At 52.6% G+C, this 14,105-nt stretch carries 5 protein-coding genes, 1 tRNA gene, 2 rRNA genes and 5 pseudogenes; 5 read left to right on the top strand and 8 right to left on the bottom strand.

The window, feature by feature from the left end; translation table 11 throughout:
• Nucleotides 1-69: 69 nt before the first annotated feature.
• The 5 genes and pseudogenes from iclR (at nt 70) to JZM30_RS00515 (ending at nt 3,185) form a co-directional block, all read left to right on the top strand.
• A complete protein-coding gene (iclR, locus tag JZM30_RS00540) occupies nt 70-903 on the top strand; it encodes a glyoxylate bypass operon transcriptional repressor IclR (RefSeq protein ID WP_252317202.1) in 834 nt (277 codons plus the stop codon).
• 59 nt (nt 904-962) lie between these two features.
• On the top strand, nt 963-1,214 hold the full coding sequence (locus JZM30_RS00535; protein ID WP_252317201.1) for a hypothetical protein: 252 nt from the start codon (nt 963-965) through the stop codon (nt 1,212-1,214).
• Complete coding sequence (locus tag JZM30_RS00530; RefSeq protein WP_252317200.1) at nt 1,162-1,623, top strand: CDP-alcohol phosphatidyltransferase family protein; 462 nt, start codon at nt 1,162-1,164, stop codon at nt 1,621-1,623. The genes JZM30_RS00535 and JZM30_RS00530 overlap by 53 nt, the downstream gene beginning before the upstream one ends.
• Nucleotides 1,620-2,260 (top strand): annotated as a pseudogene (locus JZM30_RS24510) (lysophospholipid acyltransferase family protein). Before JZM30_RS00530 ends, JZM30_RS24510 begins: the two are co-directional and overlap by 4 nt.
• Nucleotides 2,253-3,185, top strand: a pseudogene (locus JZM30_RS00515) (phosphatidate cytidylyltransferase). The pseudogenes JZM30_RS24510 and JZM30_RS00515 overlap by 8 nt, the downstream one beginning before the upstream one ends.
• 27 nt (nt 3,186-3,212) lie before the next feature.
• On the opposite strand, the pseudogene aceK reads toward JZM30_RS00515, so the two are convergent.
• From aceK to JZM30_RS00475, 8 genes and pseudogenes are all read right to left on the bottom strand, one after another.
• A pseudogene (gene aceK / locus JZM30_RS00510) lies at nt 3,213-4,955 on the bottom strand (bifunctional isocitrate dehydrogenase kinase/phosphatase).
• A gap of 46 nt (nt 4,956-5,001) precedes the next feature.
• Nucleotides 5,002-6,108, bottom strand: coding sequence for an isocitrate lyase (aceA, locus tag JZM30_RS00505; RefSeq protein WP_252317197.1), 1,107 nt, complete (start codon nt 6,106-6,108; stop codon nt 5,002-5,004).
• Nucleotides 6,109-6,136: 28 nt separating this feature from the next.
• On the bottom strand, nt 6,137-7,735 hold the full coding sequence (gene aceB / locus JZM30_RS00500) for a malate synthase A (protein ID WP_252317196.1): 1,599 nt from the start codon (nt 7,733-7,735) through the stop codon (nt 6,137-6,139).
• Between the two features lie 262 nt (nt 7,736-7,997).
• Nucleotides 7,998-8,925, bottom strand: a pseudogene (gene metA / locus JZM30_RS00495) (homoserine O-succinyltransferase MetA).
• Between the two features lie 132 nt (nt 8,926-9,057).
• Nucleotides 9,058-10,358 (bottom strand): annotated as a pseudogene (locus tag JZM30_RS00490) (MFS family transporter).
• A 297-nt stretch (nt 10,359-10,655) separates the two neighbouring features.
• Nucleotides 10,656-10,771 (bottom strand): 5S ribosomal RNA (gene rrf, locus JZM30_RS00485).
• Between the two features lie 188 nt (nt 10,772-10,959).
• Nucleotides 10,960-13,864, bottom strand: a 23S ribosomal RNA gene (locus JZM30_RS00480).
• Between the two features lie 162 nt (nt 13,865-14,026).
• A tRNA-Ala gene (locus JZM30_RS00475) sits at nt 14,027-14,102 on the bottom strand.
• Between the last annotated feature and the right edge of the window lie 3 nt (nt 14,103-14,105).

The raw sequence follows: 14,105 nt of genomic DNA, 5'->3' as shown, positions 1-14,105 counted from the left end.
GTAAAGAATAGTTGCAATCCTTGAGGAAAAAATGAAAACTAATTCCACCATACAGAAAGGGGCCGAAATATGACGCCACCGGACCCCGCCAAACGCGGCAAAAAACCACGGGGGGCGGTCAGCACCAACGTACAGGCGACAGGCCAGGTGCAGTCGCTGACGCGCGGGTTAACGCTGCTGGAACTGATTGCCCAAGCCAATGGCAGCGTGGCGCTTACCGATCTGGCACAGCAGGCGGGCCTGCCCAATTCCACCACCCACCGTTTATTGACCACCATGCAACAGCAAGGCTTTGTGCGTCAGGTGGGTGATTTAGGGTTCTGGACCATCGGCTCCCATGCTTTTATCGTCGGCAGCAGCTTTCTGCAAAGCCGCAACCTACTTGCCATGGTGCATCCCATGTTGCGCAAGCTGATGGAAGCGTCGGGCGAAACCGTAAATCTGGCGGTGTTGGACAACAGCGATCATCAGGCGATTATTATCGACCAGGTACAGTGCACTGCGCTGATGCGTATGTCTGCGCCGATTGGTGGAAAGCTCCCAATGCACGCTTCCGGCGCAGGGAAAGCTTTTCTGGCAAACCTGAGCGACGATCAGGTGAGCAGTCTGCTGCATCGGAAAGGGTTACATGCTTATACCAATGCCACACTGGTTTCACCGGTGCACCTGAAAGAAGATTTGGCACAAATCCGCCGACGCGGCTACTCCTTTGACGATGAAGAACACGCGCTGGGGCTACGCTGCATCGCTGCCTGCCTGTTCGATGAGCATCGTGAGCCGTTTGCCGCCATCTCCATCTCCGGCCCGATATCCCGCATCACGGACGATCGCGTGACCGAACTTGGGGCATTAGTGATTAGCGCCGCCAAAGAGGTAACGCTGGCGTATGGTGGAACGCGTTAATATTTCTGTAAACTTGGCTATAATGTGCGCTCTCGACTTCACTTCACGAGCACTCTGTTATGGAAAAGGACATCCAGGATCGCCGTCCGATTCGGGCGCGCGAGACACGATGGGCAACGGCCGCAGAACGCTATTTACGCCGTAAAGGTTATACACCCAATGCTATCTCACTCTTCAGTATTCTGTTCGCCGCCCTTGGCGCGCTCTGCTTTCTCATCGTGTGGCGCTGTGACAGCGTACTCCTGCAACGGGGGGCTATTGATCGCTGGCGCGCTCGGTATTCAGGGCCGTTTACTCTGCAACCTGCTTGACGGCATGGTCGCGGTTGAGGGAGGAATGCGCAGTACGGCTGGGGCGGTGTATAACGAGTTGCCTGACCGCGTATCCGATACCTTGCTGCTGGGCGTAGGCTACGGCATACTGCAACACCCTTACGCGCCACTGCTGGGTTGGGGGGCGGCACTGCTGACTCTGGCAACCGCGTATATTCGTCTGCTGGGCGGTACCTGCGGATTGGCACAGCGCTTCAGTGGCCCCATGGCGAAACAGCACCGCATGGCGCTGCTCACCGTCGGTGCCGTGGTGGCCGCTATGGTGCCACAGTGGGGAGAATCTATTTTTACCCTTATCCTTTCTGCGATACTGGTGGGTGCGGGGGCTACCTGCATCAATCGTACTCGCCAGATTATCCGCGACCTGTCATCTGGAGAACCGTCATGATATTCAGCCCCGACAAAACGCTGGTGCGTGCGCTGCTGGTTACCGTATGTCGCTTACTGACGGGTATCAAGGCACGCTGCGCGCCATCCCGCAGGCAGAATAGCCGACCATTTATTACGCGAATCACAGTAGCCATCTTGATGGTTTGGTGATCTGGGCCAGCCTACCCGCCACGATGCGCGATCTGGTCCACCCCGTCGCCGCCGCCGATTACTGGCAAAAATCTGCACTGCGCCGCTATCTCTCTGCGCGTATCTTCGGTGCTGTGCTGATTGAGCGCAAACGGAAATCCGGGGCGTCCTTCTCCAGTGAAGATCTGTTGGCCCCGCTGGTAACGGTGCTGGAAAAGCAGGAGTCATTGATATTTTTCCCCGAAGGCACGCGCGGTGGCGGGGATGAATTAGGCTAGTTCAAAAGCGGGCTGTTCCATCTGCTGCAACGTTACCCCGATGCGCGTCTGGTGCCGGTATGGTTGGAAAACCTGAATCGCGTGCTGCCAAAAGGCTCAAGGCTGGTCGTTCCTATTATATGCAGCGCCACCTTCGGCGAGGCCATTGCTGGCCCAGCGCAGGATGAAACCAAAATCGAGTTTCTGAACCGGGTGAAACAGGCGCTGGAGGCGCTGTCACATGCGTAAAGTCAACAATGAATTACTACTGCTGTTAGGCGGTTTGTTTATTATGCTGATGGTTGCCAGCCTGATAGGGTTCATACTTTCACGCCGCAAGCAAAACGACACGATTGCCAACCCCAACGCCAGAATCCTCGCCTGGTGGGTGATGTGTACCATATCGGTGATCGCTATGCTGATCGGCCCGATAGGCTCCGTGGTGTTATTTGCGCTGATGTCGTTCTACGCACTGCGCGAATGCGTGACGTTGACACCCACGCGTCGGGGCGATCATGAAGCGCTGTTCTGGTGCTTCTTTATCATTCTGCCGCTGTAATATCTGCTGGTAGGGATCGAATGGTACAACCTGTTTGTCATTTTCATTCCGGTGTATGCCTTTCTGTTTATTCCCGCCCGCGTGGCACTGGCGAGCGATACCACGCACTTCCTCGAACGCTGTGCCAAGATCCAATGGAGCCTGATGATCGCCGTCTACTGCGTCAGTCATGCCCCAGCGCTTCTGATGCTCTCCATTCCCGGTTTTGAAGGTGAGAACATCAAGCTGGTACTGTTCATGATGATTGTGGTGCAGATTTCGGATGTATTGCAGTACGTGTTCGGCAAGCTATGGGGCAAGTGCGCCATCGTGCCCAAGCTGAGCCCGAATAAAACGGTGGAAGGGTTTGTCGGTGGCATTCTCAGCGCCAGCCTGATCGGTGCCGCGCTGTTCTGGGTTACGCCCTTTAGCCCGGTTGCAGCCTTCTTTATCTCGCTGTTGATCACCCTGTTGGGCTTTGCAGGCGGCTTATGCATGTTGGCCATCAAACGCGATCGCGGCGTGAAAGATTTCGGCGTCATGCTGGGAGGTCACGGCGGCATGATGGATCGTATCGATTCGATGTGCTTCGCCGCCCCGGTGTTCTTCCACGTGGTGCGCTATTTTTATAGCTAAGTGCTATAGCTAGAGCATCGTCCGGCGTCAGCTGGCCTGTTGACGCTTACCGTAGCGCACGCAAAAGCGTTGCCGCCTGCGGTAAGCGTAGACATCCTCCACATATCCGTCGCGAATACGCGCCTGCAAATGACGCCAGTAATCGGCGGAAAACAGCTCGCTGTGCATCTCCTCAAACATCGCCAACTGCGCCTTGTCGGCAAACAGGAATTAGCGAAACTCCTCAGGAAAGACATCGTTAGGTGCGACGCTGTACCAGGGCTCGCTCGCCAGTTCATCTTCCGGGTAGCGCGGTGTGGGAATATCGCGGAAATTTACCTCGGTCATGTAACAAATCTCATCGTAATCATAAAACACCACCCGCCCGTGGCGCGTTACGCCGAAATTTTTGAACAGCATGTCGCCAGGAAAAATATTGGCCGCCGCTAACTGTTTAATGGCATTACCATACTCCTCAATCACATCACGCTGCTGCTGCACCGATGCGCTATCGAGATACAGGTTAAGCGGCGTCATGCGGCGTTCCATGTAGAGATGGTTGATCAGTAGCTGATCGCCTAAATCCTCGAGTTTTTCAGGCACTTCGCGGTAGAGCTCTTCCAGCAGTTCCGCACTGATCCGGCGTTTATCAATCACGAAGTTTTCATACTCCTGAGTATCTGCCATACGCCTCACCCGGTCGTGTTCTTTCACCAACTGATAGCAGAACCTTACCCGCGCGGCGCTAACCTCTTTCTGCGGTGCAAAGCGATCTTTGATCACCTTAAACACCCGATCGAAGGACGGGAGAGTGAAGACCAGCATCACCATCCCCTTAACACCAGGGGCAATAATGAATTGTTCGTGAGAGGCGGCGACACGATTGAGGTATTCGCGGTAGTACTCGGTTTTGCCGTGTTTTTGGCAGCCAATGGCGCAGTAAAGCTCCGCCGTGGTTTTCCCCGGCAAGATATCTCGTAACCAGGCTACCAACGCCCCGGGTTGCGAGGCATACACCATAAAGTAGGAGCGCGCGAAACCAAACACAATGCTGGCTTCCGCTTTACTGATCAGGCAGGTGTCGACAAACAGCGCGCCTTGTTCGGTTTGGTGAAGGGGCAGCAAAAACGGCAGCGTCTCCTCAGGCAATATCAGCTTGCCCACCAGCCACGCCGCCTTGTTCCGGTAAAACAACTCGTTAGCCACCTGTAAGCGCGCCCCGGCTAACTGCTGTGCGCTAAACGTCTGCGTCAGGCTGGTGACAATATTGCCAATGTCCCACGCCAAATCGTCCCACGGCAGGCGCAGTGGCAATTCCGACAGCAGTTTGTCCAGCGTATCATGCCAGCCTTCACGCAGAACAATATCGCGGCACAGCGGCCGTGATATCTCGCCCATCCTTCGCTCAGGTTGCGAACTGAACACAAACAGTTTATCCGTTGTGAGTTCACGATGATTGAACAATCGGCAGTAGACGGAATTAAAGAAACTTTCAGCAATCTCGAAACGGGGATAGTCCGGTAACAAGGTGGTGTACACGGTTTTCACACTGGCGAGAAACGTCGCGCCGTAACAGCGTGGCCCGGTGATACAGCGCAACTGCTCTACCACCAACCCAACGTGGTGGTCGTAAAGGTGGATACGCTGCTTCATCGCCTGCTGCACCGCCTGCCAGTCAGCCTGTTCGAAACGCCGCTGCGCGCCTGCGGTCACCTCTAAAAAGCGGCCATACTGCGCATCAAATCCTTGCAGAATGGTCTGCGCCACCAGTTGCTCCAGATTACGCCTCATGATGTGCTCCGCAACATCGGCCAGCCTGCTGACTGGCCGATGAGGATCAGAATTGCTGCTCTTCCGTCGACCCCGTCAGTGCAGTCACTGACGAAGCTCCCCCCTGAATGATGGTGGTCACTTTATCGAAATAGCCAGTGCCCACCTCCTGCTGATGAGAGGAGAAGGTGTAACCCTTGTTGATAGCGGCAAATTCCGGCTGCTGCACTTTTTCCACGTAGTGTTTCATCCCCTCGCCTTGTGCATACGCATGGGCCAGATCGAACATGTTGAACCACATGCTGTGAATGCCAGCCAGCGTAATAAACTGGTATTTGTAGCCCATTTCCGACAGCGCATCCTGAAAGCGCGCAATGGTGGCATCATCCAGATTCTTCTTCCAGTTGAAGGAGGGAGAACAGTTGTAAGCCAGCAACTTGCCGGGATATTGGCGATGAATGGCATCGGCATCCGTGCGTGCCACCAGCAACGTCGGCACGCCCATCACGTCCGCCGCGAGACGAGCAGCCACCAGTTTCTGAATCGCCTCTTGCGTCGGCACCAGCACTTTGCCGCCCATATGCCCGCACTTCTTCACTGAGGCCAGTTGGTCCTCAAAATGGACCGCCGCCGCCCCAGCTTCAATCATCGATTTCATCAGCTCAAAGGCATTCAGCACTCCGCCGAAACCGGCTTCCGCATCCGCTACGATCGGTAGGAAATAATCCACATGGCGATCGTCATTGGGCTCAATACAGTTGGCCCACTGAATCTGATCGGCCCGGCGGAAGGTATTGTTGATGCGTGCCACCACCGCTGGCACAGAGTTCGCCGGATAGAGCGACTGATCCGGATACATGCTGGACGCTAAATTCGCATCCGCCGCCACCTGCCAGCCGGAAAGATAAATCGCTTCAATGCCCGCTTTCGCCTGCTGCAACGCCTGCCCGCCGGTCAGCGCGCCGAGACAATTCACATAGCCTTTACGCGCGCTGCCGCGCAACAGCGCCCACAGTTTGGCAGCACCGTGCTGGGCCAGCGTCGATTCCGGATTCAACGAACCGCGCAGTGTGATCACATCTTCCGCGCTGTAGGGGCGTTGAATACCAGCCCAACGTTCGCTTTTCCATTCTTGTTGCAGTTGTTCAATTTGTTGAGTACGAGAGGTTGTCATTATGAGGTGTCCTATTTATCAAGCACGGTTAGTCGAGCAGGGTGTAGCCTGGCAACGTCAAGAAATCGATCAATTTGTCTTGTGTGGTTATCTGATCCATCGGACGCGCCGCTTCGTCAAAGCGTCCACCGCTAAAACGCGCCTCGCCTAATTCCTCCTGAATCACCAGCATCTCTTCTGTCAGCATACGTTGGAACAGGGCTTTGGTGACCACTTGCCCATCGCTCAGCGTTTTGCCGTGGTGGATCCACTGCCAAATGGATGTACTGGAAATCTCTGCCGTCGCTGCATCTTCCATCAGCCCGTAAATCGGTACGCAGCCATTTCCGGAGATCCAGGCTTCGATGTACTGCACCGCAACACGAATATTGGCGCGCATCCCCGCTTCGGTGCGCTCACCGGGACAAGGTGCCAGTAATTCTGCTGCGCCAATCGGCGCATCCCCCTCTCTGCTAACCTCAAGCTGATTGACGCGTTCACCCAACGCATCATCAAAAACCGCCATTACGGTATCCGCCAGACCAGGGTGAGCGATCCAGGTGCCGTCATGGCCATTTTTCGCTTCTAATGCCTTGTCCTGACGAACTTTTTCCAACACCCACTGATGACGCGCCGGCTCTTTGCTGGGAATAAACGCCGCCATCCCTCTAATCGCAAAAGCGCCGCGGCGGTGACAGGTTTTGATGAGCAAACGTGAATAGGCATTGAGGAACGGCTTCTCCATGGTGACGGATTGCCGATCGGGCAATACGCGGTCGGCGTGATTTTTCAATGTTTTGATATAGCTAAAGATGTAATCCCAACGGCCGCAATTCAGCCCGACAATGTGGTCACGCATCGCATGCAGAATCTCATCCATCTGGAACACCGCTGGCAACGTTTCAATCAGTACCGTGGCCTTGATGGTGCCGCGCGGCACATTAAAGCGATCTTCGGTATAGCTGAACACTTCGCTCCACCAAGCCGCTTCACGCCAGGATTGCAGTTTTGGCAGATAAAAATAGGGACCACTGCCCTTTGCCAGCAAGGCTTGATAGTTATGGTAAAAGTAGAGCGCGAAATCGAACAACCCGCCCGGAATGGCTTCTCCTTGCCAGGTAACATGTTTTTCCGGCAGGTGCAGACCGCGCACCCGACAAATCAGTACGGCAGGATTCGGTTTAAGCTGGTAGATCTTCCCTTCATCATTGACGTACGAGATGGTGCCCCGCACCGCATCGCGCAAATTGAGCTGGCCATCGATCACCTTTTCCCATGAGGGAGACAGCGAGTCTTCAAAATCCGCCATAAACGCTTTCACGTTAGCATTCAGCTCGTTGATGATCATCTTCCGTTCAACAGGCCTGGTGATCTCCGCGCGGCGATCCTGTAAATCCGCAGGAATACCACGAATGGTCCAGTCAGCATTGCGAATGGAAGCCGTTTCCGAAATAAAATCAGGCAATTCACCTGCATCGATCCTCTGCTGCTGTAGTTGCCTTTCCAGCAACAATCCATTTCTTGGTAACAAGAAGCGGTTGACCAACTCTGCCAGAAAATCGGTGGCCTCTTCTGTCAGAATGCTTTGCTCTGCCATGCCAAAACGTTCACTGAATACCAACTCTCGGCTTATTGTCTGCTGTGTCATCTCTCGGGTTCCTTTTCTCAGTGCCACACTCCCTGTTAACAGAGAGGGGTTATCAAGGGGCGAAATTTTCAACCAACAGAATTAAACGTAATCCAATTACATTAAAAATAAAAAACTATTTCCATTTTTATAAAATAAATAATTTATCTTTATGATTTAAATTAATAAATAAATTAAAAAAACAGGGAAATTATTTTCAATTAACGTGAGCAGGCATAAAAAAGGGTGCCATTCGGCACCCTGAGTAAAACGGCGGGAGGTTTTAGTCCAGCGTCTGGTTCATACGACGCAGATCGAACGGCGTGATCTGATAGACACAGTAGTTAAGCCAGTTAGCAAACAACAAATGCCCGTGGCTGCGCCAGCTCGCTTTTGGCGCATTCTCTGGGTTGTCATTAGGGAAGTAGTTCAACGGCACGGTCGGATTCAAGCCCGCATCGCGGTCACGAAAGAATTCACTGGCAAGGGTATAGATCATATTCAGGGTGCCCGGTGACGAACACCTGACGCTTGTCTTTACTGGCAAACAGATAAGCGCCAGCTTCATCAGACTCAAACAAAATATCCAGATCGGCATACTCACGAATAATATCCGTTGGGAAATCAGCGTAGCGCGAATGGGGAGCCAGGAAGGTTTCATCAAAACCGCGGGTAAGCAGTGCATGCTGCTGCACCGTGTGATGCGTATATACGCCAGAAAGCTTCTTGCTGCTGGTCATCTTGGGGATGCCATACAGCAGATTTAATCCAGCCTGCACCGCCCAGCAAACAAACAGCGTGGACGTGACATGATCTTTTGCCCAATCGATCACTTTTGCGATCTGTGGCCAGTAAACCACATCACAGAAATCGACCAGACCCAGCGGCGCACCGGTGACAATCAGACCATCGAAGTTCTCGTTCTCAATATCCTCAAAGTTACAGTAGAAGTTATTGAGATGTTCTGTAGGGGTATTCTTGGATTCACGGCTATCAATACGCAGCGGTTGGATATCCACCTGCAACGGCGAGTTGGAGAGCAAACGCAGGAACTGGTTTTCTGTCTCAATCTTCTTCGGCATGAGGTTCAATACCAACACCTTCAACGGACGAATTTCCTGAGTACTGGCACGAGAAGTGGTCATCACAAACACATTCTCATTGCGCAAAAAACTTACTGCGGGTAACTCATCAGGAATCCGAATTGGCATGGCACTACACCTCACTGCAACCGTTTATACGTTTAGACATCCAGATGCATGAAGATAACCAGTTTTCCCCTACTTGTACAGCGCACAGGCCGAAGTTGAATAATCTTCATCCTGCGCACTGTGTAGCGCCGTTTACATCTGTACTTCTTTCCCTTTTCGGTGCAGCAGCAGAGAAACAAACATCGCCATCAGACACATAGCAGAGACATACCAGAAGAACGTCGTTTCAATCCCCGCTGATTTTAACGACAGTGCGACATACTCAGCCGAACCGCCAAACAGCGCGTTGCCTATCGCATAGGAAAGCCCTACACCCAGCGCACGTACCTCAGGAGGAAACATCTCGGCTTTCAGCACTCCGCTGATCGAGGTGTAAAAGCTGATGATCATTAACGCCATCACGATAATGGCAAAGGCTGCGTATGGGCTTGTCACATTCTGCAAGGTGCTGAGGATTGGAACGGTAAATAACGCTGCCATCGAGCCAAAAATGATCATCATGGTACGTCGCCCTATTTTATCCGATAATGCACCAAACAATGGTTGCAGCAGCATGAATATCACCAGAGCACCCGTCATCACACCGCTTGCGGTTTTTGCATCCATACCCGCTGTGTTCACCAGATACTTCTGCATGTAGGTGGTGTAGGTATAAAAGCTCAATGAACCTGCGGCGGTAAAACCCAGCACAATCATAAAAGCACGCCGATTACGCCACAAACCAGAAAGCGTTCCCGCATCTTTACGCAGGCGCTTGGTGGTGCTCGACGTTTAATGCAGTGAACGCCGCAGGTATAACGCCACAATCGCCAGCAGACCACCCAATGCAAAGGGAATACGCCATCCCCAGGTTTTCAGCTCTTCAGCGCTAAGCCACTGTTGCAGGATAACCAACACCAACAGCGCCAATAACTGTCCACCGATCAACGTGACATATTGAAAGGAGGCATAAAAACCACGCTTGCCTTCAACGGCGACTTCACTCATGTAGGTTGCGCTGGTGCCATACTCTCCGCCTACAGAAAGTCCCTGAAACAAACGGGCAAGCAACAACAAAGCAGGTGCCCAATGGCCAATGACACTATAGGTGGGTAAACAGGCGATAACGAATGAGCCGCAGCACATCATACAAACGGAAATAAGCATTGAGGTGCGGCGCCCGTGCTTATCGGCAATATAGCCAAATAGCCAGCCACCGATCGGACGCATCAGAAACCCGACGGCAAATACGCCAGCGGTTTGCAGGAGTTGCGTCGTGGTATCACCGCTGGGGAAAAACGCAGAAGCAAAATAGAGTGCGCAGAACGAATAGACGTAAAAATCGAACACTCCACCAGGTTACCGGATGAGGCTCCCACAATGGCGAAAATACGCTTGCGTGTATCATGGGGGTCCAGGTGCTGCTGTGCAAGCGGTGGTGTTACATCTGCCATAGTAAAAATACCTATATAGAGTCATAAAAGCGTGCGAAGGTATGCGCATGCATACGGCACAAGTAAATTGTTATAATTTGGTAAAACGTAGTGAAAACAACGTGCAAAAACGTGTGGTGGAAACGAGTTATTCTCGATGTTGTCACAAACAGAGGGTAAGAGAAAGGTTATTACATTAATAAAACGGGATATAAAGCGTGTCTGGATGCTCTTTTTTTCCGCAAAATAACGAGGAAAGTGAATATCACGCATAGCGAAGGGGCTGTCCTTTCGGACAGCCCCTTCGCTATATTAAAAGCCTGGCAGTTCCCTACTCTCACATGGGGAAGCCCCACACTACCATCGGCGCTACGGCGTTTCACTTCTGAGTTCGGCATGGGGTCAGGTGGGACCACCGCGCTATCGCCGCCAGGCATATTCTGTTTTACATCCACCGCTTCTCAGCCATGAATGCCAATCTGTCAACAAGCTGAACTTCTCGAGCACGTGATTATTCGTATCATCCTGATACTCACCCCTTCGGGGCCAGCGCTCCGCGCTGTTCAAAATCGTTCCAGACGATTTTGTCTCTCAATCAACACCAAAACATCTTCGGCGTTGTAAGGTTAAGCCTCACAGGTCATTAGTACTGGTTAGCTCAATGCATCGCTGCACTTACACACCCAGCCTATTTACGTCGTCGTCTTTAACGGCCTTTCAGCGTCCTCTAGGGACAAGGGAGAACTCATCTCGGGGCAAGTTTCGTGCTTAGATGCTTTCAGCACTTATCTCTTCCGCACGTAGCTACCGGGCAATGCCATTGGCATGACAACCCGAACACCAGTGGTGCGTTCACTCCGGTCCTCTCGTACTAGGAGTAACCCCCCTCAATTCTCCAACGCCCACGGCAGATAGGGACCGAACTGTCTCACGACGTTCTAAACCCAGCTCGCGTACCACTTTAAATGGCGAACAGCCATACCCTTGGGACCTACTTCAGCCCCAGGATGTGATGAGCCGACATCGAGGTGCCAAACACCGCCGTCGATATGAACTCTTGGGCGGTATCAGCCTGTTATCCCCGGAGTACCTTTTATCCGTTGAGCGATGGCCCTTCCATTCAGAACCACCGGATCACTAAGACCTACTTTCGTACCTGCTCGAGCCGTCACTCTCGCAGTCAAGCTAGCTTATGCCTTTGCACTAACCTCCTGATGTCCGACCAGGATTAGCTAACCTTCGTGCTCCTCCGTTACTCTTTGGGAGGAGACCGCCCCAGTCAAACTACCCACCAGACACTGTCCCCAGTCCGGATTACGGACCCAGGTTAGAACATCAAACATTAAAGGGTGGTATTTCAAGGTTGGCTCCATGCAGACTGGCGTCCACGCTTCAAAGCCTCCCACCTATCCTACACATCAAGGCTCAAGGTTCAGTGTCAAGCTATAGTAAAGGTTCACGGGGTCTTTCCGTCTTGCCGCGGGTACACTGCATCTTCACAGCGAGTTCAATTTCACTGAGTCTCGGGTGGAGACAGCCTGGCCATCATTACGCCATTCGTGCAGGTCGGAACTTACCCGACAAGGAATTTCGCTACCTTAGGACCGTTATAGTTACGGCCGCCGTTTACTGGGGCTTCGATCAAGAGCTTCTCCTTACGGATAACCCCATCAATTAACCTTCCAGCACCGGGCAGGCGTCACACCGTATACGTCCACTTTCGTGTTTGCACAGTACTGTGTTTTTATTAAACAGTTGCAGCCAGCTGGTATCTGCGACTGCGCAAAGCTTCAGGAGTAAATCCCTACACCTCGCACAGCGTGCCTTCTCCCGAAGTTACGGCACCATTTTGCCTAGTTCCTTCACCCGAGTTCTCTCAAGCGCCTTGGTATTCTCTACCTGACCACCTGTGTCGGTTTGGGGTACGATTCAATGTTACCTGATGCTTAGAGGCTTTTCCTGGAAGCTTGGCATCTGTCACTTCAGTATCGTAGTACCTCGTCATCACGCCTCAGTGTTAACAGTGACCCGGATTTACCAAAGTCACACCTACACGCTTAAACCGGGACAACCGTCGCCCGGATGACATAGCCTTCTCCGTCCCCCCTTCGCAGTAACACCAAGTACAGGAATATTAACCTGTTTCCCATCGACTACGCCTTTCGGCCTCGCCTTAGGGGTCGACTCACCCTGCCCCGATTAACGTTGGACAGGAACCCTTGGTCTTCCGGCGAGCGGGCTTTTCACCCGCTTTATCGTTACTTATGTCAGCATTCGCACTTCTGATACCTCCAGCAAACCTCACAGTTCACCTTCAACGGCTTACAGAACGCTCCCCTACCCAACAACACCTAAGTGTCGCTGCCGCAGCTTCGGTGCATGGTTTAGCCCTGTTACATCTTCCGCGCAGGCCGACTCGACCAGTGAGCTATTACGCTTTCTTTAAATGATGGCTGCTTCTAAGCCAACATCCTGACTGTCTATGCCTTCCCACATCGTTTCCCACTTAACCGTGACTTTGGGACCTTAGCTGGCGGTCTGGGTTGTTTCCCTCTTCACGACGAACGTTAGCACCCGCCGTGTGTCTCCCGTGATAACATTCTTCGGTATTCGTAGTTTGCATCGGGTTGGTAAGTCGGGATGACCCCCTAGCCGAAACAGTGCTCTACCCCCGAAGATGAATTCACGAGGCGCTACCTAAATAGCTTTCGGGGAGAACCAGCTATCTCCCGGTTTGATTGGCCTTTCACCCCCAGCCACAAGTCATCCGCTAATTTTTCAACATTAGTCGGTTCGGTCCTCCAGTTAGTGTTACCCAACCTTCAACCTGCCCATGGCTAGATCACCGGGTTTCGGGTCTATACCCTGCAACTTAACGCCCAGTTAAGACTCGGTTTCCCTACGGCTCCCCTATGCGGTTAACCTTGCTACAGAATATAAGTCGCTGACCCATTATACAAAAGGTACGCAGTCACACCCCTAAGGATGCTCCCACTGCTTGTACGTACACGGTTTCAGGTTCTATTTCACTCCCCTCGCCGGGGTTCTTTTCGCCTTTCCCTCACGGTACTGGTTCACTATCGGTCAGTCAGGAGTATTTAGCCTTGGAGGATGGTCCCCCCATATTCAGACAGGATAACACGTGTCCCGCCCTACTCATCGAACTCACAACCTGTGCATCTTCGTGTACGGGACTATCACCCTTTACTGTGCGACTTTTCAGACGCTTCCACTGACACACAAGCTGATTCAGACTCTGGGCTCTTCCCCGTTCGCTCGCCGCTACTGGGGGAATCTCGGTTGATTTCTTTTCCTCGGGGTACTGAGATGTTTCAGTTCCCCCGGTTCGCCTCATGCCACTATGTATTCATGACATGATAGTGCAACGAATTGCACTGGGTTTCCCCATTCGGGTATCGTCGGTTGTAACGCTTCATATCAGCTTACCGACGCTTTTCGCAGATTAGCACGCCCTTCATCGCCTCTGACTGCCTAGGCATCCACCGTGTACGCTTATTCACTTAACCTCACAACCCGAAAATGTCTCGGGTGTGAAAGCTTGAGAGAATCACAATATTGGTAGTGAGCCACTATTGCTCGTTTCAATTTTCAGCTTGTTAAAGAGCAAAATACTTCGCAGCATACTGTCAAACAGTACACTCTGAAGTATTGGGTATCAAGACGGTAAATGGTGGAGCTATGCGGGATCGAACCGCAGACCTCCTGCGTGCAAAGCAGGCGCTCTCCCAGCTGAGCTATAGCCCCATC

Source organism: Candidatus Symbiopectobacterium endolongispinus, assembly GCF_018777385.1.
GTDB classification, from domain to species: Bacteria; Pseudomonadota; Gammaproteobacteria; order Enterobacterales; family Enterobacteriaceae; genus Symbiopectobacterium; species Symbiopectobacterium endolongispinus.
Note: the sequence above shows the minus strand (reverse complement) of the source record. Positions and strands in the feature narration are given on the sequence as shown.